Source organism: Sphingobacterium sp. NPDC055346 (assembly GCF_053645235.1).
In genome coordinates, this window is sequence record NZ_JBSHMI010000002.1 from 543,342 (window position 1) to 564,797 (window position 21,456).

Here is a 21,456-nt window from a genome sequence, read left to right on the forward strand (position 1 = left end):
CAAAATGAAATCAAATAATCCATTCTTTGATACCGAGTTATTAAAAGTTGCTTTTAAACAGGCATTTATTAAGCTCAATCCTAAAGAAATGCTTCGTAACCCAGTCATGTTTACTGTTGAGGTTTGTACTGTGGTGATGTTAGTGGTATGTATTGCCATATTATTGGGAGATCAGTCGCAAGGTTCCTTCGGATATAACTTTATTGTCTTCCTTATCTTATTGATCACTTTATTGTTTGCGAATTTCGCTGAGTCCTTGGCAGAGGCTAGGGGAAAAGCTCAAGCTGATAGTTTGAGGAAAACGAGGGAGGAAACGCCAGCTAAATTGAAAGATGGCAGGACCATTCCATCTTCGCAATTGCAAAAAGGAGATGTGTTTGTCTGTACGGCGGGAGATATTATCGCCAGCGATGGGGAGATCATTGAAGGCCTTGCGACCATTGATGAGAGTGCTATTACAGGGGAATCAGCACCTGTCATTAGAGAGGCTGGGGGTGACCGTAGTTCCGTGACAGGTGGGACAAAAGTGTTATCTGATGAAATCGTTGTATTGGTTACCGCTACTGCGGGGGAGTCTTTTCTGGATAAGATGATTGCCTTAGTTGAAGGTGCCAAAAGACAGAAGACACCAAATGAGATTGCCTTAACCATTTTACTTGCTGGTTTTACCCTGGTTTTTATCTTGGTCTGTGTGACCCTGAAACCCTTTGCAGATTATTCTAATGTGCCTATTAGCATTGCAGCCTTCATATCGCTATTTGTCTGCCTTATTCCAACTACGATTGGCGGCTTGCTATCTGCAATTGGTATTGCTGGGATGGACCGTGCCCTAAGGGCGAACGTATTGACCAAGTCTGGTAGAGCCGTTGAAACAGCTGGCGATGTGGATGTATTGCTATTGGATAAGACCGGAACGATTACCATTGGTAATAGAAAGGCTACGAAGTTTCATCCTGCAATAGGTGTTGATTCGGCGGAATTAATCCGTGCAGCGACATTGAGTTCCATGAGCGATGAGACTCCTGAGGGGAAGTCTATAGTCGAATTAGCAGGTCTAGATTTGGCGCCCTTTAGATTGCAGGAATCCAAATTTATCAAATTCACTGCAGAGACAAGGTGTTCAGGGCTGGATATCGCCAATCAGCGGATCCGAAAAGGTGCCACTGATGCCATTAAAAAACTGGTTGAATCTGCAGGCAATAATTTTCCGGAGGATGTCATAAAAACGGTGGAAAGCATTTCCGGGAATGGTGGAACGCCATTGGTTGTCTCTGAAAATGAAAAAGCCTTGGGGGTCGTTGAATTACAGGATATCATCAAACCAGGTATTTCAGAACGTTTTGAGCGTTTGAGGAAGATGGGAATCAAAACGGTTATGGTGACTGGTGATAACCCTTTGACCGCAGAATATATCGCTAAAAAGGCTGGGGTAGATGATTTTATCGCTGAAGCGAAGCCTGAAGATAAGATGAACTACATCCGTAGGGAGCAAGGTGAAGGTAAGTTGGTGGCCATGATGGGGGATGGAACCAATGATGCGCCTGCATTAGCGCAAGCCGATGTGGGTGTTGCGATGAACAGCGGTACTCAAGCGGCCAAGGAAGCTGGTAATATGGTGGATCTGGACAATGACCCAACCAAACTAATTGAAGTCGTAGAAATCGGTAAACAGCTATTGATGACCAGAGGAACATTGACCACTTTCAGTATAGCTAATGATGTTGCTAAGTACTTTGCCATCATTCCAGCTCTGTTTGTTTCCATGATCCCTGCATTGGCTCCACTAAATATCATGAAGTTGAGCAGCCCTGAATCAGCAATCCTTTCAGCTATTATTTTCAATGCTATCCTGATTCCTATGTTGATTCCTTTGGCATTGAAAGGTGTGGCCTATAAGCCTATCGGTGCATCCGCTTTGTTGCGAAGAAATATTTTGATCTACGGTTTTGGAGGATTGATTGTGCCATTCATTGGTATCAAATTGATCGATCTATTATTATCAGTATTTATTTAAACAGAAATGAAAACACATATTTTACCGGCAATTAAGATGAGTATCTTGTCTTTTATTTTACTTGCTATACTATATCCATTTGTTGTGTGGGCAATCGCTCAATTGAGTCCTAATCAAGGAAAAGGCTTTCTTGTAGAAGGAAATGGAAAATCATATTATAAAAATATCGGACAGCAGTTTACAGAAGATCAATACTTCTGGTCTAGACCATCAGCTGTAGATTATAATGCTGCAGGATCTGGTGGCAGTAACAAAGCAGGTTCTAACCCAGAATATATACAGGAAGTGGAGGGCAGGATCGAACATTTTTTGGCACATAACCCGGATGTGAACAAAGAACAGATTCCAACCGAAATCGTTACAGCAAGCGGAAGCGGTCTTGACCCCCATCTTTCTGTTAATGCTTTGGAAATTCAGGTTCCTCGGATTGCTAAGTTAAGAGGTTTGGAAGAATCTGCATTAATGGAACTGATCCAGGAAAAGACTGAGAAGCCATTATTGGGTATGTTTGGTCCAGAGAAGCTGAATGTATTGGAGCTAAACTTAGCATTAGACGAAATGGCCAATAAGAAAGGAGTTCAAGATGCTCAATAAATTTCTTTGCTCTGCTGCTGGTTTTTTAAGTATTAGTCTTGTTGAGGCACAGGAAATCTCCGATTCATTGAAATCGAACCTGACAATCTCCGGTTATATCGAATCGTATTATACCTATGATTTCAATAAACCTGAGGACCACAAAAGGCCGTCATTTATTTATAGCCATAACCGTAGCAATGAGTTTTCTGTTAATCTGGCGATGCTCAAAGCAGCGTATGATGGGGAAAGGGTTAGAAGTAACTTGGCTATAGCTGTTGGGAGTTATATGAATGCTAATTATGCAGGAGAAGAGGGGGTTTGGAAAAATGTGTATGAGGCCAATGTAGGTTTTAAACTTTTAGAGAACCATGAACTCTGGATCGATGCAGGTGTATTGCCTTCTCATATAGGAGGGGAAAGTGCGATAGGTCTGGATAATATTAGCTTGAGCAGGAGCCTAGCAGCGGAGAATTCTCCTTATTTTGAAACAGGAGCAAGACTTTCCTATACCACGAAGGATTCCAAACTTTATTTAGGTGCCGTTGCATTAAATGGCTGGCAAAGAATACAGTTGCCAAATACAAGTAAAAATATGTCCTTCGGGCATCAGATCCAGTATAAGCCAGTTGAATCTGTTGTTTTGAACAGTAGCTCGTATATAGGTGATGAAGGCTCAGACAGCATAAGGTTTTTTCATGATTTATATGTTCAGGTTGCGATAAACGATAAGATGAATATCTTGGCAAACTGGGATTACGGGATGCAGAAGCAACCGCTCCTTTCAAAAAATTACCATTGGTGGAATGCAGGAATCCAAGCAAATTATGCCATTGGTCCTAAAGTTAAAATGAATGCACGATTGGAGTATTTTAATGATGAGGATGGGGTAGTGTTCGGAAGGTATGGAGAGGTAGGGACAAACATTCTTGGCTATTCTGCAGGATTTGATGTAGACTTGTATAAAGGATTGATCTGGAGAACCGAAGTCAGGAATTTGAATTCCTCTGAAAAAATATTTGTGAACAACCAATCAGAATTAAAAAGCAATAGTACTACAATTAGCACTGCCTTAGGTTGGCGATTCTAATCAGTTATTTAAAATGGAAGAACAACGTAAATCGGCCGAACACTTTCTGGAACTGATCAAACAGTCCAGAAGAGGAAAGTTTAAGATCTATTTAGGGATGTGTGCTGGTGTTGGGAAAACCTACAGGATGCTGCAGGAATCGCATAACCTATTAAGGAATGGTATTGATGTGCAGATAGGTTATATTGAAACCCATAATAGAGAGGAGACTGTTGCACAATTGGCCGGTTTGCCGTTGCTTCCAAGAAAGAAAATATACTATAAAGGCAATGAGTTAGAAGATCTAGACGTCGATCTGGTTTTGCAGAAACATCCTGAGGTCGTGGTGGTGGATGAACTTGCCCATACGAATGTTCCGGGAAGCAAAAACGAAAAACGTTGGCAGGATGTAATGGAACTGCTGGATGCTGGCATAAATGTAATATCAGCCGTCAATATCCAACATCTGGAAGGTCTACAGGCAGATGTTGGGGATTTGTTATCTGTTCCAGTCTATGAGCGGATTCCAGATCGGGTAATCCAGTCAGCAGATGAAATAGTCTTTGTTGATATCTCCGTTGAGGACCTAATCGGTCGATTAAAGGAAGGTAAGATCTATACAAAGGAAAAGATTGAGACTGCGCTAAAGAATTTCTTTCAATCCGAGCAATTGCTTTTGTTGAGGGAGCTGGCTTTAAAAGAAGTTGCTGCCCATGCGATCAAAAAACATGAACGCGAAAAAAAACCAGATTCAAAGCGCAAGGCAGAAAGGTTTATGGTATGCATTGGAACGGATGAAAAGAAAGCCAAGAACCTGATTCGGAGAACAGCAAGGCTTGCGAGTTACTATCAAGCCGATTGGTTTGTCCTTTATATACAGACCCCAAAAGAGAGCACCGATAAAATAGCGCTCGATAAGCAACGTTATCTCATTAATAATTTTAAATTGGCGACCGAATTGGGTGGACAGGTTATCCAGGTTCAAGGGAAGGATGTGCCGGAGAGCATCGTCGATCAAGTTCTTCGTATGGAGATCACGACCCTCTGTGTTGGTTGGCCATATTGGCCATTCCTCAGGATCCTTTGGTCCATGGGGATATTTAGAAGACTATTAAAGAAATTGGAAAAGATTCAAGTTGACATCATTATTCTATCATGAAAATTAAAGCTAAACTCTATTTAGGTATTGGATTGTTATTTCTAATGATCCTGATCCTTGCTGCGGTAAGCACCTTATTTGTCAGCTCCTTGAAGAAAGATACGGAGAACGTGCTTTCAGCAAACTACAATTCTGTGGAGTATGCCCGCAATATGCTGAAGGCTTCAGATGAAATGCATTTGAATAAAGAAGCCATAGCTCAATTGGAAAGCAATTTTGCTAGGCAGAAACAAAATGTAACTGAACAGGGTGAAAAGGACATCACCGAGAGGCTTTCCACGCAGTTGGCCCGCTTAAAGGAAAACCCAGACGATCCCATTGTAGGTCAGGAATTCCGTGCTGATTTGGTGAAACTGATGACCGTGAATATGGATGCCATTGTCATGAAAAGTGATCATGCCAAGGAAATGGCAAGCAATGCTTTCGTCCTGATTTCCGTTATTGGCGCACTCTGCTTCCTTATTGGTTTTGTATTATTTATCAATCTTCCAAGCAATATTGCCAATCCTATCAAAAAACTGACGGAAAGCATCTCTGAGATCGCCCGTCAAAATTATAAACAACGCTTATATTTCGAAGGAGATTCCGAATTCGTTGAACTGGCGAGCTCATTCAATAGTATGGCTGAACGACTTCAAGAGTACTCGAACAGTAAATTAGATCAGATCCTCGAAGAGAAGAAAAGGGTAGAAACGCTTGTCAATAGCATGCATGATCCTGTAATTGGTCTGGATGAGGACCGAAAGATCATCTTCATCAATGATGAATGCCTACAGGTTTCAGGACTAAAGCGCACAGACCTATTACATAGCAATATTGATGAATTGGTAAATCACAATGATTTGGTCCGTAATCTGATCGATGTAAATAATAGAGAGTCAACGCTAAAGATCTTTGCCGACAATAAGGAAAGTTATTTTGAAAAGGAAGTCATTCCTATGGAAATTACGCCTACAGGGGAATTGAAAAGCCAGAAGATAGGGGAGTTGATCGTACTGAAGAATATCACCGCCTTTAAGGAGATGGATGTGGCAAAGACCAATTTCATCGCAACGGTTTCGCATGAGTTACGGACTCCAATTGCATCCATACAGTTGAGCTCTGAGTTGCTTAAACATCCAAGAACAGGTTCATTGACCGATGAACAAAAAAAGCTATTAGAAGGAATTGAAGAGGATAGCCTTAGGCTATTACGGATAACAAGCGAATTATTGAATGTATCGCAGGTTGAAACAGGGAACATTAAGCTGTATTCCCAAATATCGGACCCATTGCCAATTATTCAGTATGCATTAAATGCGACCAGGATGCAAGCCGAACAGAAGCATATTGAAATCAGCACTGAAATAGAAGATGATATATCCAAGATATATGTGGATGAGGAAAAAACGGCTTGGGTGCTAACCAACTTTATCACCAATGCAATCAGGTATTCACCGGTAAACAGTAAGATTGTTGTATCCCTTATAAAGGAAAATAAGCATTTATTGTTTTCCGTCAAAGACCATGGTAAAGGTATTGATGCGGCCTATCGTTTGAAGGTATTCGACCGATATTTCCAAATACCAGGCAGCGTACGTACAGGAACAGGATTGGGATTATCTATCTCCAAAGACTTCATTGAAAATCAAGGCGGTAAAATTGGTGTCGAAAGTGAATTGGGAGTCGGAAGTACCTTTTATTTCAGGCTTCCAATGATAAACCCTTAATCAATCAAGTAAGTTTCAAAATGCGTAACATACTCTTCGAATTCTAGCAGGTATTTCTTGTCTTCCTTGTAATACCTTGCTTTTTCGAAGGTTTCTCCAGCAAATTCCTGGATGCTATTGACCGAATCCCATTCGGTAATGGTCATAAAGTGGCAAATATCATGGTCAATCCTCCTCAAGACTTTGGTGGAAAGATTCCCCTTTATGCTTCTATAGTCCTTGATCCCTGTATCAAAAAGGTAATTTAAATATGCGTCTGCATCCTCCTTTTTGGTAATCCCATGCCAAATCCTAGTGATGATCTTCATGATTTCCTCCTTTCGTTGGTTTATTGACCTAATTTACTTAATTCCGTTCTCAAATGTGATAGAACCTTCCTATATACTTACCCAAAATAGTGCGAAATTGTTTGTTATGGCCTTTTTTAGTTACAGAAATGGTTACTTTTTCCATGATAATATCGTTTTAGCAAATGTAATTCTTGTCGTGCAATTAAAAATTAGCACTGCAACTATTTTTCCTTCCGAAATTTAATTCATAAACCTTTTGCCGGCTTAATATATTTTATTTGAGGTTAATGGGGTGTATAATTACTAAAACTTTTTGTTGTTGAAATCATTTTAAACCTTACTCAAGACGCTAATATTACTAAAATTAAACCTATTATTTATTTTCGGTTTATTGTAACAATCTGGTTGTAAGGTTATTACTACATAACCGAATTAATTAAATCTAATGATTGAATACCCTATAATGTTGCCATATTTTTGTGCCAATAAATAATGATAATTTATTATTATTTAAAGAATGAATCAATAATTAATTAACTGGCTTGGGAGAAGTCAAATGATGACAGAAGGGTTTAGAAGATGCTGTTATAAAATCTTGGGGAACAGTATATCTATATTATCAATAAATCAAAGATCCTTCAAAAGCAACCATGAGAATGGTTGGAAACAAAAAAATAACTATGAAAAAGAAAGTATTGGGTGTATATGTATCACCAAAAATTGTGCTTTTAAAAATTGAACTCGAGCAAGGAATCCTTGCATCATCCGCAACTTTTACACCGGGCAACGGAACCAACGGTAACTACACTCCAGAAATTGATAACTGGATGGATTCCAAGGAAACCCATGAAATTGATTTATAGAATTAAGGGCAAAAAAATAAAATGAAATTATATCAAAAAATGTCAAATACAAGTCTTATTAGATTCTGTGTTTTAGGAGTTATCTCCTTAGGATTAATGACAAGTTGTGATAAGAATGCAGGTGCAGGAGACGGTGCCGATTCTGGGTCTGCAGCATCCCTAAGCATTCAGGTAGAGGGAATTGAAAACGAAATCGATACTAAAGCTAGTAAAGCTTCCAATTCAAGGAGTTCATCCCAATTGCCTACAGGGGTATTGGAAGAAAAAGATGTGACCTACAAAGAATTTGATGCTATTGTAAGACTGCAAGAAGATCAAGTTGCTGGAGACCGAACCGTTTCCAACAATCAGTTTGCAAAAGGAACAGCAGGAAAGTCAGCGACAAAAGCCCTTGCTATGGACCCAGGAATTAAGTACAGATTACTGCTTTATAAAGACGGTAAATTTGTTACTTCCTTACATGCTCAGTCGGGTGTAGCTTCACATGTGGAGGTCGTGAAAGGTGAAGAGTATACTTGGTATGCATATTCGTATAATACGACTGATAACATTCCAGATGTGGCCAATCCAGCTGCTCCAGTAATTGAATCGGCAGTGGATAAACCGTTGCTTTATGCAAGCGGAACCGTAACGGTTACAGGTGCTGGAAATGTTGATAAGCCATTGCTGGTTAGGTTTGCGCACAGAACCTCAAAAATCGGCGCTGAACTGAGTGCTAGAGGGATGTTTGCTGGCTTGGAAAGCATTACAGCGAATTTTGCAGGAACAGATTATATCCAAAAAGGTACTTTAAATGTTCTTACCGACCAGTATGAAAATATGACGGCAGTTGATGTTGGTAATCTTGTTTTTACCAATTTTAGTGTAAAAACAAAGGATACGATTAAAGTTGCTTCTTATTATACTGCTGCACAAACTCCAATCCCTGCAATGACTGTCAATGTACAAACCTTTACGATAAAATTGGATAAGGTCTATAATGGAGTAGGTACACGTACATTCTCGACTCCATTCCAATTTTCAATGGACTTGCCAGAGATGACATGGGGACATCGATTGACCAGTGCGATGGACTTGATTGAATCGGCCGTAACTGTAAATGGTATTCGTTGGTCAAGAGCTAACCTGTACTTTAGTGAGGCAGATAGAGCCTATCGTTTCAGACATCAGATCGAGCCTATATATGGCAGGGTTTCAGAGGAATATTGGAATTTTAAAGCTCCGTTTCCAGGGGGTACCATTGGTGCCCAGGACCCTTGTACTCGAGTTTATCCTTTAGGAAAATGGAAAATGCCTAACAGGGCTGAGACTGACAAGCTGATTTCGCAAACTGGATCTAATCGTCAATTGACTGGTGATTATGTTGAATACGTAGCTACTGGAACAGCGGCTCCTTATCCTAGCAACAAAATGAGGGTTAATAAAATTGGCTATTTCCATGTTATTGCCGGAATATTTGGTGTAAATGAGGACGGTACTAATGGATATTTTTGGACCAGCGAAACAGGTTTTGCCGGTGGAGCCATAACAGGAGTTTTTACCTATCGCGTTAGTGATGGAAGATATTTGCTTGTTGGTGACTATGTCTGGGAACACTGGGCGGCATCCTCTTGGGGAGGGAACTTAAATACTCGATGTATCCGAAAATAATTTCATTCTATCCTAATTCATAATTTAGGGCTGTCGGCATGGACAGCCCTTTGCTGTTCTCCATTTAATATTCCTGATTCTCCCCAGTTTCCAAGTTAAAATTGACTGTAGATAAACATTTACAAAATCATTTAAAGTCAAACTCAATTTATTGTTAAATAAAAATGTTATGAGTAAATTCATGTCATAAAAAGACAAAATTGTTTCTTTCAGAACGTCGTCTTTGAATGTATTTTAAATATTTGATGAAAATATATAAAATCTTGATGTTTTAAAATTAATTAATAGTATAATTTTGAGATTCTGATAAATTTGCTCCTGTTAAAATAGCATGTATATTCGTAATGTTGTTCAGAGAGAAATTGAAAAAAATAGAATCACACTAACTATTAATTTTCAAAAATTATAGAAAAGTATTTAAGCTGGTTGTATAGTTTAAATGCATTACATTCAGAAGCGTTCGTAAAAAGAAGAAGCGATTTTTGTTTGCTAGTATATAAACTGATAGTAATAAAAAATCTTCTTTTTAATCATAAAACAACATTAATGAAAAAGTTAAGTAGTATTGTTTTTGCAACATTGTTTGCAGTTGTAGGTTTCGCGAAGGAACCAGTTAATGACACCCCTTGGAAAACGCAATTCATAGCGAAGAAAGCTTTCCAAGAAAGTTCCGAATTGAATCATTGGTTTGTTGGTGCAAGTGTGGGCGGTCAAATATATTTTGGTGACCATGACAAACAACTTTCTGTCGGAAAAAGAATCACGCCTCAGTTTGAGGTGTATGGAGGGAAATGGATTAACGAAAAATTTGCAATTAGACTTGGGCTGAACGGTTTACATTACAAAGGCCTTACCCAAACTAAAATGTACACAACTGGTGAAGTTTTTCATTCTGGTCAATCATTGGAGTACCAAAAATTTAACTTCATTAATGTTCATGCAGATTTTATGTTCAATTGGACTAATGATGCATTGGGCTATGACCCAAATCGTTTGTACAATTTAATTCCTTACGTGGGTATCGGTTTCGGAGCCGTATTGTCTGATCCAGGATCACTGAAATTCAGTCCTAACCTTGGAGTGCTGCAAACTTTCCGATTAACTGATAAGTTAGATTTCACATTGGATATCAGGGGTAACCTGTATGGTGACGAATTCGATGGTGAAGTGGGAGGAAGGAATTTTGAAGGGGCCGTATCTACCTCGGTAGGTGTGAAGTATACCCTGAATAGGTAAGCTTAGATTCACTAACTATTAATAATTAGCCTTGATCTCGCCCGATTTCAAGGCTTCTCTTTTTTTATGCCTTCCAATCCCCAACAATCCTTCTTATTTTATCAAAAAAACTTACCTTGGCACAGTATTTCTAGTTAATGCCTTATAATAAATTGAATATGAAAATAAATAATATATTGACCTTAGGATTCCTTGCCGGATTTCTTTTATTGTCATCTTGTAACCAAAATACAAACTCGAAAAACAATGATGCCGAAGCCTTAGGTGAACCTACCGAAATTGTTGCCTATACCCCGCCAAAAGCACCTGATAATATCCAAGGGGAGGAGGCAAAGATCACTTATGTATTCAACCATTTCTGGGACAACTTCAATTTTAGGGATACCAGCAAGCTGTTTGATCCTAATTATGGGGAACAAGCTGTCGCTGATTATATAGGACATTTTCCATTGGTTCAACCGGATACCCTGAAAGATGGTATAGAAAATCTGTTAAATGAAGCGAAGATCGAAAACTCAGTTTTTGAATTCTTTAAGTACCAATTTGACAACTATCTTGGCAATCCTAATTCCCCAATGCGAAATGATCAGTATTATGAAACTTTTTTAGACTATTTGATCGGGTCAGGTAAGCTATCTCCAGATGAAAAGATTAAATATGAAACCTTATTGCCCCTGTTAAGGAAAAATAAGCCGGGCAGCACAGCCACTGATTTCAGTTTCCTTACAGCAGATGGCTCTATTTCTTCCCTAAATGAAATCAAAGCGCCATTTACCATGCTTATCTTTTATGAGCCTGGTTGTAGTACTTGTGAAGAGGCTATAGGTCAGATAAAATCTAACCCTGGCTTTAATGCTGTCCTTGAAAAAGGTGCCCTTAAGATTTTAGCGCTTTACCCTGATGGTAATAAGGAGATTTGGGAAAACTATCAAAAAAATATACCTAGCAACTGGATCAATGGCTTAGATGAAAATCAAACAGTCGTTACCAAAGGATTGTATATGATCAAAGCTACACCTACCATTTATTTAATGGATGAGAATAAAAAAGTCATATTGAAAGACACGAACTTGAATCAAGTCATCCAATTCTTCCAAAACATTTAGTGTTAAATAATATGTGTCCTTAAATGGAATGGTTAGATTGAACCAGTATTAAAGGGATGAGAGGATAGACCAAGATCATGGAATGAACCAAGATGTTCGGGATTCGAGGATGGACCACGATCTGGGAATGAACCAGGATGTTCGGGATGAGGGGATCGGCTCCGCTCACCTATCGGATGGGCCAAGGTCGTGTCAATCGTATCGCTGGAAAGGTAGCCGATTTTGTAGGGGCTTATTGCATAAGCCCGTCTGCTGCAATCCTAACATCAATATCACTCTTTAGGGTGATTAACTCCTTTTTCCTTTTAGGACAGATAATAAACCCACAGAGTGGGTGGAATCTTTGTAGAATCTGGATATTTAAATTGACCAACCCTCAGCGTGGGTGAAATATTTTTCTATACCCTTTCTGTGTCACCCTGAGGGCACCCCGATGGGTCTCGGAACTATCCCTACTACATTTGAAATAGTTCCCTCATCTTACGATTTCGGAAAGACCACGATCCTAAAAAACACCGAAAAATAGATTCTTCGTTTCACTCTGAATCCCTCTTTAGCGCATTTTGATTCTGAACGAATAGTGAAGAATCTGGACGGTTCACGCCTCAATGGGTCATGCCATCCTGGACCGAAGGTCCAGGAACTGTACGCGAAATGCAATCCTCAACAAATCAATGCTGTAAGCGTTATTCTGAAATCCATCCTTCGTACCAACGAAATTAATGTTGGATATCTCTGGCTATCCAGACCCACAATTTTTTTCCCGAAGATTATTTTTGACATATTGCCCTCGATGGAATAAGTCCAAAAAAGCCAAAGTGTCCTTGCACAGGTCTCATATCTCCAATCTATTCATCCCTAACTCCTTTACTTTGAGGGAGATTCTGTACGCTTAATTTTCCTGTATATAAATTGTATATAAGCCAAAAATGCCTTGTATACGCTTTGTCATTCTATATTTTCTTGCTTTTAGGGCTTTATCCTGACCTTTATCCCATCAATAGAAAATAGAAACAAATTAATTTTTAAACTTATAAAAATAGCACATGATGAAGAAGCATTTAAGTTGGATAGCCATTGTATTATCGGTTTTGATTTTTTCTGCCTGTACAGGTCAAAAGGGAGATGTGACCAAAGATCCTAAATACGCGGATATTGCAAACAATATTTTCATTACCAAAGAACCCCTTTATTACTATCATTACACGCATTCGGATGGTGGAAAATCTGGATATTTTCTTTCAGCAGAGAACAGTATGCCGAATGCAGAACTGAAATCTGAAATTCCAGTAGGTGGACATGTCAAGATTTCAAAAGTATTGGAGGTTCCACAGCAAGACGGAAATGTGCAGGTCATGGTACAAGGTGAAGTGATCAATGCTGGACAGGCAGGAATGGAATACATGGCTATTTATGAAGATATCAAGCCTGCCCTAAGAATAAATGAGTAGATTTTTTACGGTCAATAATCCATTTTTATTGGCTTTTATAGACTAATAATGAGAGAAGAAGCGCGATTTTCGCGCTTTTTTTATTGAGATAAAGTAAATTCTTAAAACCTCGCATTCATTTAAGGAGATTTATACCGGATTCTTTGGAATTCCAATTATTAATGCCTTACATTTGTGCAGTTTACCCTCCCAATAAGATTTTATTGTCTGGATATACGCTTTGATTTTTAATGATTTGCTTACAGCAATTTAATTTATTTGTCAGTTTATGCCAAAACAATCATTCTCATACGATCAATCGAAAACTTCTTACCCAATCCTCCTTGCTATCGCCCTTGCCCATCTTTCCAATGATATGATCCAAGCGATTATTCCCGCTTCATATCCACTATTGAAAGAAAACTTTCACCTGAGCTTTGCGCAGATTGGCGTGATTACCTTCTGTTTCCAACTATCTTCCTCTTTATTGCAGCCAGTTGTGGGCGCTTATACTGATAAGCATCCCAAACCATATTCCCAACTGATCGGCATGATGTTCAGTATCATTGGAGTTATTGCATTAGCCTATTCCAATAATTATTATTCGGTATTGTTTTCGGTAACTATGGTTGGTATTGGATCTTCCATTTTCCATCCTGAATCTTCTCGGGTGGCTTTTTTATCCTCTGGCGGGAAAAGGAGCTTGGCACAGTCCATTTTTCAGATCGGGGGAAATACAGGTTCTGCACTGGCACCCTTATTACTGGCCTTGTTTGTCGTTCCGCATGGTCAACGTTATATTTTATGGTTCTTATTGGTAGGTGTGTTTGCGCAGATCGTCCTTTCCTATATTGCGGTTTGGTACAAGCAGGTCCTTACTGCCGTAAAGGGACAGGCCAAAAAAATGGTCAAATTGCCTGACCTATCGAATGCTACGATCAACTTTTCCATCTTTATCCTTTTTCTGTTGATCTTTTCTAAATACGTCTATATTGCCAGCATTACCAGTTACCTGCAATTTTACCTGATGGAAAAATTTGCCATCAGCGATGTACAGTCACAGGTATATCTATTTTATTTCTTGATAGCTATTGCTTTGGGAACCCTGTTTGGAGGCTTTTTAGGAGATTATTTGGGCAGGAAGTATATCATTTGGTTTTCCGTTCTTGGCTGTGCGCCATTCAGTCTGTTGTTGCCTTTCGCTAGCCTTTTTTGGTCCGGCATATTGGTCTTTATCATAGGCCTGATCATGGCTTCTGCCTTTCCATCTATCTTAGTCTATGCACAGGAACTCTTACCGAGAAAATTAGGGATGGTTTCCGGACTTTTTTATGGATTTGCATTCGGAATGGGAGGGATAGGAGCTGCAATCCTAGGTTATTGGGCGGATCATACCTCACTGGAAAATATCTATATGGTATGTGCGTATCTGCCTTTAATTGGCATCACGGCATATTTCCTTCCTAATATGAAAAAAGTGAAGTTTAAGGAATCATTGGATTAACTGAGCGATCCAAACTGTAGCACCGCCACATTCGGGATCTTCAACGCTATGCTGGATAAGTTTAAATTGATGTACCGACAATAGCTCTTGGTACTGTTCAGGAGATAAGGAAGCATGATATAAGTTCTGCCCATAATTTTCACTCCAAACTTCCGCATGCTCATTGCCAGTGGTAAACATCAATATTCCATTAGGCTCCAAAAGTTCTTGGAATATGTTGAACATATTTTCTTGGTCCTTTGCCTCCAGATGAAAGAAACTGTGCCAAGCAATGATGGCATGAAACTTTTGATCTAGGTTCAATTGGCGCATATCCATCAATAGGAATTCATCTTCAGGAAAGTTTTTTCTGGCGATAGTCAGCATTTTTTCACTGGCATCTACGCCAAGCAGTTTATATCCCCTTTTTTTGAAATACTCGAAGATCGGTTTCCCGGAGCCACAACCCAGATCCAATATTTTCCCTGCTTTTGGAATCAACGAGCAGATCGATTCTAGATACTTTTCTTCCATCAGGTTCTGGCTTCTATTTTCATAGAAGCTTTCCCCAATGATATCATATACCTTAAATACATCTTTCCGCTCTTTATTTGACATCCTTGTTCTAATAAAAAGTTAAATTGATTTTTGTATAGCCTAATCCTTCTAATAAAGGACGCAATACATGCGTAGCGTTGTTTTTGGTCTGTTCCAAAATATCAGACTTCTTAACCTGATTGGTGATTTCTTGCTCAGCCGCCTTAAAAGCTTCATCTACCAAGGTCGCTTCCCTAAAAAATGCCATTTTAGTATCATACACCTTTGAAGCTTTGTGGTCTATTTTTACATAGCAGATTTCTGGTTTCGGTAAACTAATGGTTACTGAATCATCGATGACCTTTACATCTTCTGCTTTCAGTTTTCCCAAGTCAATACAACCAACCGCATCCGCTTTGATGATCAACAAAACACTGGCATCGGGAAGATAAGCTGTCATATTCTTATGCTCCACGACATCGCTCAAGCGATATTTTACAAGTTCTAGTTTACCCATTGACTCGATTTTCTCCACTAGTATCTGGTGATTGGTCTCTTTTGTGGGAGCTGGTTTTATCCTTTCCCATACAAACCAAGTGATTCCAATGATCAATCCTAGAACGATTAATACTTTCAATATCTTTGTCATATCCTGCTGTTCTCAAAATATAGACCATTCTACAAAATTAATGTCAAGAAACTGTAATGCTATCATTATGACTTGATTAGTAACCATTTAATTACAATTCCCTAATCTAATTACCCAAAAACATGACATAATGTTTGTCGATTTTATATATATCTATTAAACGCATTTAGCATGACAGCTTAGATTTTATTATTTTTATGTAACCCAATTTTTGAATCGATGAAGAGCGATATCCAACATCATTTAGCACTAAAATTTACAAATTTATTATGGATTGGTTTAATCCTAAGTGGATTGCTATTTTCATCTGGTCTTACTGCCCAAACAATCTATAGCATCGATCAGGTGCCTAATCCTAAATCTAAAGGTCAAGATTACTACGTCAGTGACCCAGATGGGATATTGGGTAGCTATACAGTCAGTTTACTGGATAGTATATCCTTAGATATCGAAAAACAGACAGGAGCAGAATATAGCATTGTGCTTGTCAATGATTATCAATCGGATGATGATTTTCAATTTGCCTTTGATTTGTTCAATAAATGGGGGATAGGAAACAAACAGGCCAATAATGGCCTTTTGCTGTTCATTGCTAAAGAAAAACGTCAATACCGTTTTATTTCTGGCTATGGAATGGAAAGGATCTTTCCTGATATCTATCTTAAGCAGGTAGGTGAAAAATATCTGGTACCCAATTTTAAGGAGGGAAATTATGAAATCGGATTACTACAGGCCAGTGAATTTATTTCCAAAATCCTAAAATCACCTAACTCGCTGGAAGAATTAAAATCCATGATGCCCGAAGCTATTCCATTTTTTAGCTTTCAAAATCCGTATTTCAAAAATAGTCTTTTAGTGATAGGTTTTTTTTTGCTCCTCTATATCTATATACATTTAATAGGTAAAAGGTTAAAAACTGACAAACAAAAACTAAAGCCCATAGCTCCGTTTTTCTATGGATTAGGCTGTATGGGATTCTTAATGTTTGTTTCTATTTTCATTTTCGCATTTATATTTAAAAATTTCGAACAAGTCTATCAGGTAAAGAATACGCCATATTTCTTGTTTGTTTTTTGGGGTTTGGTCCTGTGGATGAAAATCCATGATACCCAAGAAGCTATCAAAAAGAGCTATGTGGATGAGAAAGAAAAAGGAATAGCGCTGAAAAAATTTGCAGGCTTGACTTTAATTCCTTCCATCTTAGCGCCATTAGCGCTATTCAATATGGGCGGTATCCTGTTCCGTCTGAATAAATATAAACATCGTTATGATCCACCCGATAACTCTGGGGATTGGGAAAGAATTGTAAGAACCTCCAAAAAGGCTGAAACTAGCCAGTATCTGAACAAAGGGCAAATAAAAGAAGAAAAGATTGGGTCACGGCGATATGAGATCTGGAAAAACAATAAATCCCAAGAGATCAAGTTAATTCCATGGGATGTCAACAAGCGGCTTTATGAATGTCCGGAATGTCATTTTTTTACCTTGGAGAAGGATAAAGAAAAAGTTATCAAGAAAGCTACCTATACGAGTTCTGGTGAAGGTGAAAAGATCGACAAATGCGAAAACTGTGATTACATGATCGTATTGGGCACCTATATCATTCCAAAATTAGAAAGAAGTTCAGGGGGCAGTGGTTCATCTGGTTCTGGTGGAGGCGGATCCTCTGGTGGTGGTGGTTCCTTTGGTGGTGGTTCTTCAGGAGGAGGTGGAGCTGGAGGACGCTGGTAACCTGCGCTCCTCATGAGCTAATTTTTTATTATTAATCGGCTGATGGATGAAATAATAGAAAAGAGCACCTGAAAAATAACAGACCACATCAACTATATCAGCAGTATTGTAATCTGTGATTCTTGGACTTAGGTATTCGAAGAAAATGGATGTCATGAAAGCCAATGCCAGTAGCTGCCATAAGGGAAATGAAAAGCCTTTTTTTAGATCTAGTATGAATATTCCTGCACAAAAGGCAAAATGGGCGATCAAGGGAACAAAGACAAAATCTGTAAGCCAATTATTGATATAGGGTATAGGATGCCCTGACAACCTGCTGTACCTCACGAAGAGCCAAGCAAGACAATAACCTACAAAATAGGGGTTCAGTAAAAATATCCTTAGTGAGCAAAGGATACGGCTATTACCATGGATAGCAGTCCACATGTCATCAAAATTAAAAACATAACCCAACCTAATTTTTTTCTTCGCCTCTGTCCAGGACTGTCCTCTGGATCATAGGGAAAGATAGTATCCTTGATCTCATCCAAATGCCTTTGAAAGAAATTTTTCTGCTTGTTCTTCATAAATCGTTTCTAAAAGGCAAATTTAGCTATCCTAATCCATCTTTTGTAATATTCTGCATTTAATCCCTCAACTAGCTGGACCTTATCCAGATTATCTAAAACCATAAGCCCTCCAACCTGTTGTATATATAGATAATAAGCAGTATTTCACAATTTTAATTAATAAAACCTATGGCATTAAAAGATATAATTCAGTCGTTGACAGAAAAAAATGAATCTCCAAGTATAACACTTTCATTTAATACCTATAGAACCTTTCCTGATAGCGAGAAAAATCCAATCATTCTCAAAAACCTGATCAAGGAAGCGGAAAGCAGATTACTTGAAGAGTATGGAAAAAGAGATATTCCAGAGATCCTAGAAAAATTGGAAGCATTGCCAGAAAAGGTAACATCCCAAAAATTAATGGACAGCTTGCATGTATTTATTTCCAAGGAGGTTGATGAAATGGTCGTTTCACCATGGCCGGTGGATAATGAGGCCGTCTTTATTGATGATTCTTTTGCTGTTAAACCTTTGATCAAGGCATTGAATAGAACCAAAGAATATATGATTTTGTCCATAGCCCAAGGTGGTGCCCATCTGTTTGAAGCATTAAACGATGGAGTTGAGAAAGAAATCGTAAACGATGATTTCCCGTTTGATGCCAATCCATTGGAAGTGACGGGATCCGACAATAATAAAGTTGAAAACCGTTTGAAAGAATATTTCAATCAAATCGATAAGGCAGTTGTTGAGGTCCATAATGCAAATGATCTGGATGTTGTGGTTATCTCCACGGAGCCCAATTATGCGATGCTCATGGAGGTCGCCGATATTCCTAAGATGTACATAGCCCATGACAATATGAACTATGATGCCTCAGAACCTGATAAAATGGCAAAGCAGGCCTTTGAAAGCATTAAGGACCTGCAAAAAGAAGAGCGTTCCAATGCTATTGGCGACTTGAAGCAAGCCGTATCCTCCGGTCAGGTATTGACAGACCTTCAAGATATCTATCAAGCAGCCATTGACGGCAGAGGAGAGTTACTTATGGTACAGCAAGATTATGAGCAGCCCGTTAAGATGACATCAGACCGTACTTTTGATTTGGTTGATGATTCAAAAGAAGCGGGTGTTGTCGATGATATTGTCTCCAATATCGCTTGGAATGTACTTTCAAAAGGTGGGAAAGCTTATTTTACGGGTCAAGAAGAACTGAACGATTTGGGGCAGATTGTGCTTAAAGTACGTTATTAGTGCTCTAATATAATATTATCTTAAGGCTGTCTATTTGTTTAGTCAGCCTTTTCTTTATTAAGGAATTTCCAATAATAATAGCGGTGATATCCGGAATTTTTCAATCAAAAATGGAGAATAAGTTTCGAGCCATATTCGAGGCATGTTCGGGCCATATTGCGAAAATTCCGAATGTGTCTCGAATAAGGTCAAATTAAAGGTCGAATGAAAGAAGATTTAGGTTAACTAAACTTAAAAAAGAAGCTGGTCGAAATTGCTCTCGACCAGCTTTGCTATATTCTATTATTGGGTATAATCGTTTCTATTTAACCAGATCACTTTGGTAAAGTTTGCTATGGATTTCTTTCAATTCATTCGCAGGGATCTTCATAACTTTTCGGTCATATGTCATCAATCCGTTGGTTTCGACTTCCACATCCGTGGTCTGTGTGTATACTCCAGCAGATAATCCTTTAGGGATTAATTTGCTTAGGTCAGAAACCACCTCTTGATATCTTTTCTTCAACTCATCCGCATTTTTGAAAGACTGGTAACCCCAATTATCCTTTTGTTGCCAGGTATGGCCTTCTACCGGTAGGCCTAAACCACCATATTCGCCCAGTACCAATACATATTTGTCACCAAACAGTTCAGCTCTTGGCATTGCAGCATCTGGATAGTTGTGGATGTCAAAGATATGTCCAGGTGCATCGAAATTACCACCTGATGCTCCGTTCACTAATCTGGAAGGATCGTTTTGGATCGTCCAGTCCACAATTTCTTTGGATTTAAATTGTCCCCATGCCTCATTGAAAGGCACCCATACCACGATGGAAGGGAAGTTATGCAGATGGGACATGATAGCTTTCCATTCTTTTTTATAGATGGCTTCTGATTCTGGTGTACGGTCTTTATCATGTTTTCCGATCCTGATCTTTCCAGGGTTCATATCCCAGATGTTGCCTCCTAGGTCACCACTTGGCATATCTTGCCATACCAAAACGCCGATGCTATCGCAGTGTCTGTACCATCTAGCAGGTTCTACCTTGATATGTTTTCTGATCATGTTGAAACCCATTTCCTTGGTTTTCTCTACATCAAAGCGTAAAGCCTCATCCGAAGGAGCGGTGTGTAGACCATCTGGCCACCAACCTTGGTCTAAAGGACCATAATGGAAGACAAACTTATCGTTCAGGTACATTCTTTGGATGCCATTGGCATCTTTCTTCACGCTGATCTTACGCATGGCAAAGTAAGAGCTGGCTTCATCCACAACTTTTCCTTTTCTTAATACCTTAACCTTCAGGTCATATAGTTTTGGTGAGTCAGGAGACCATAATTTTGGGTTATTGATTTTTAATTGGGTTTCCTCTCCAGCATTTGCTTTTGCTTCTGCAACCTTGTTATTGTTATCAAAAGCTTCTACCAAGATCTCGTCACCAGCTTTTGCTGAAGATAGTTCAGCGGAGAATTTCAAAACTGAATTGTCTACATCTGGAGTCTGCTTAGTACTTACGATATGCGTTTCAGGTACAGATTCCAACCATACGGTTTGCCAAATTCCGGAAACTGGCGTATACCAAATCCCATGTGGATTGTTGATCTGTTTACCCCTAGGTTGCGGACCATCCGAGGTAGGATCCCATACGCGGATAGCAATATCTTGGGACTTTCCTTTTTTGATTGCTTTTGTAATGTCAATACTGAAAGGATCAAAACCACCTTGATGATTTCCTACATGCTGTCCATTTACATAGATATCGCATTCCCAATCAACAGCACCAAAATGCAACAGGATCTGACCTTTGTTCAGTTTTTTGTCGATGCTGATCTTATTGTTGTACCAAAGGGCATCATCTTTCGTTACTGGCTTAGCAACACCCGAAAGGGCTGATTCTACAGCGAAAGGCACCAAGATATCACCATCCCAAGAGCTAGGGATATCTTTTTGGTCTTTATTGGTAATTTTATATTTCCATAAACCATTCAGGTTCTGCCAATTGTTCTTTCGTTCGAGTTGTGGCCTTGGATACTCTCTGTGCGCATTTTGAGGGGTTACCTGTTCCGCCCATGGAGTAAGGATTTTATCGCGGACCGGCGCCCAGTTCTGAGCATTTCCCTCCGTGATAGAAGCGGCAATTAAGCATGCAATTGCAATTGTTTTCTTCATCAT

At 39.0% G+C, this 21,456-nt stretch carries 18 protein-coding genes; 13 read left to right on the plus strand and 5 right to left on the minus strand.

The features are described from left to right. The first annotated feature begins 4 nt into the window (after positions 1-4). Genes kdpB through ACWICE_RS06720 form a run of 5 tightly spaced genes read left to right on the plus strand, consistent with a single transcriptional unit; the run spans position 5 to position 6,524 of the window. Positions 5-2,014, plus strand: coding sequence for a potassium-transporting ATPase subunit KdpB (gene kdpB, locus ACWICE_RS06700; protein WP_454297900.1), 2,010 nt, complete (start codon positions 5-7; stop codon positions 2,012-2,014). Between the two features lie 6 nt (positions 2,015-2,020). Further along, a complete protein-coding gene (locus tag ACWICE_RS06705) occupies positions 2,021-2,608 on the plus strand; it encodes a K(+)-transporting ATPase subunit C (RefSeq protein ID WP_454297901.1) in 588 nt (195 codons plus the stop codon). Beyond that, entirely contained in the window at positions 2,598-3,677 is a 1,080-nt protein-coding gene (locus tag ACWICE_RS06710; RefSeq protein ID WP_454297902.1) for a porin, read from the plus strand. The genes ACWICE_RS06705 and ACWICE_RS06710 overlap by 11 nt, the downstream gene beginning before the upstream one ends. A 13-nt stretch (positions 3,678-3,690) precedes the next feature. Beyond that, positions 3,691-4,815, plus strand: coding sequence for a sensor protein KdpD (locus ACWICE_RS06715; protein ID WP_185211989.1), 1,125 nt, complete (start codon positions 3,691-3,693; stop codon positions 4,813-4,815). Beyond that, positions 4,812-6,524, plus strand: a complete 1,713-nt coding sequence (locus ACWICE_RS06720) for an ATP-binding protein (RefSeq protein ID WP_454297903.1) — start codon at positions 4,812-4,814, stop codon at positions 6,522-6,524. Before ACWICE_RS06715 ends, ACWICE_RS06720 begins: the two co-directional genes overlap by 4 nt. On the opposite strand, the gene ACWICE_RS06725 is transcribed toward ACWICE_RS06720, so the two are convergent. Continuing rightward, positions 6,521-6,832: a hypothetical protein gene (locus ACWICE_RS06725; RefSeq protein ID WP_214648481.1), complete on the minus strand. Its 312-nt coding sequence runs from the start codon at positions 6,830-6,832 to the stop codon at positions 6,521-6,523. The two genes, ACWICE_RS06720 and ACWICE_RS06725, sit on opposite strands and share 4 nt — an antisense overlap. Positions 6,833-7,494: 662 nt before the next feature. Here ACWICE_RS06725 and ACWICE_RS06730 point away from each other — a divergent pair. From ACWICE_RS06730 to ACWICE_RS06755, 6 genes are all read left to right on the plus strand, one after another. Further along, entirely contained in the window at positions 7,495-7,677 is a 183-nt protein-coding gene (locus tag ACWICE_RS06730) for a hypothetical protein (protein WP_185211991.1), read from the plus strand. Positions 7,678-7,716: 39 nt separating this feature from the next. Beyond that, positions 7,717-9,327 (plus strand): hypothetical protein, encoded by a 1,611-nt coding sequence (locus ACWICE_RS06735; RefSeq protein WP_454297904.1) that lies wholly within the window; start codon positions 7,717-7,719, stop codon positions 9,325-9,327. A 546-nt stretch (positions 9,328-9,873) separates the two neighbouring features. Further along, positions 9,874-10,563, plus strand: coding sequence for a hypothetical protein (locus tag ACWICE_RS06740; protein ID WP_313258008.1), 690 nt, complete (start codon positions 9,874-9,876; stop codon positions 10,561-10,563). Positions 10,564-10,721: 158 nt separating this feature from the next. Beyond that, positions 10,722-11,669 carry a DUF5106 domain-containing protein gene (locus ACWICE_RS06745; protein WP_454297905.1) on the plus strand — a complete coding sequence of 316 codons (948 nt, stop codon included), beginning with the start codon at positions 10,722-10,724 and terminating at the stop codon, positions 11,667-11,669. 1,046 nt (positions 11,670-12,715) lie between these two features. Continuing rightward, positions 12,716-13,120: a hypothetical protein gene (locus ACWICE_RS06750; RefSeq protein WP_185211995.1), complete on the plus strand. Its 405-nt coding sequence runs from the start codon at positions 12,716-12,718 to the stop codon at positions 13,118-13,120. A gap of 268 nt (positions 13,121-13,388) precedes the next feature. Next, positions 13,389-14,603, plus strand: coding sequence for an MFS transporter (locus ACWICE_RS06755; RefSeq protein ID WP_454297906.1), 1,215 nt, complete (start codon positions 13,389-13,391; stop codon positions 14,601-14,603). Here the strand turns inward: ACWICE_RS06755 and ACWICE_RS06760 are convergent. Both ACWICE_RS06760 and ACWICE_RS06765 read right to left on the minus strand, forming a co-directional pair. Further along, positions 14,592-15,200 (minus strand): class I SAM-dependent DNA methyltransferase, encoded by a 609-nt coding sequence (locus ACWICE_RS06760; protein ID WP_454297907.1) that lies wholly within the window; start codon positions 15,198-15,200, stop codon positions 14,592-14,594. The genes ACWICE_RS06755 and ACWICE_RS06760 overlap by 12 nt on opposite strands. A 7-nt stretch (positions 15,201-15,207) precedes the next feature. Beyond that, positions 15,208-15,768, minus strand: a complete 561-nt coding sequence (locus tag ACWICE_RS06765) for a DUF4230 domain-containing protein (protein WP_185211998.1) — start codon at positions 15,766-15,768, stop codon at positions 15,208-15,210. A 219-nt stretch (positions 15,769-15,987) separates the two neighbouring features. Here ACWICE_RS06765 and ACWICE_RS06770 point away from each other — a divergent pair, with 219 nt between their 5' ends. Continuing rightward, positions 15,988-17,499: a TPM domain-containing protein gene (locus ACWICE_RS06770; protein ID WP_454297908.1), complete on the plus strand. Its 1,512-nt coding sequence runs from the start codon at positions 15,988-15,990 to the stop codon at positions 17,497-17,499. Here the strand turns inward: ACWICE_RS06770 and ACWICE_RS06775 are convergent. Further along, positions 17,467-17,925, minus strand: a complete 459-nt coding sequence (locus ACWICE_RS06775; RefSeq protein WP_454297909.1) for a hypothetical protein — start codon at positions 17,923-17,925, stop codon at positions 17,467-17,469. The genes ACWICE_RS06770 and ACWICE_RS06775 overlap by 33 nt on opposite strands. A gap of 311 nt (positions 17,926-18,236) precedes the next feature. Here ACWICE_RS06775 and ACWICE_RS06780 point away from each other — a divergent pair, with 311 nt between their 5' ends. After that, a complete protein-coding gene (locus tag ACWICE_RS06780; protein ID WP_185217938.1) occupies positions 18,237-19,304 on the plus strand; it encodes a baeRF3 domain-containing protein in 1,068 nt (355 codons plus the stop codon). Positions 19,305-19,605: 301 nt separating this feature from the next. On the opposite strand, the gene ACWICE_RS06785 is transcribed toward ACWICE_RS06780, so the two are convergent. Next, complete coding sequence (locus ACWICE_RS06785; protein WP_454297910.1) at positions 19,606-21,456, minus strand: glycoside hydrolase family 2 protein; 1,851 nt, start codon at positions 21,454-21,456, stop codon at positions 19,606-19,608.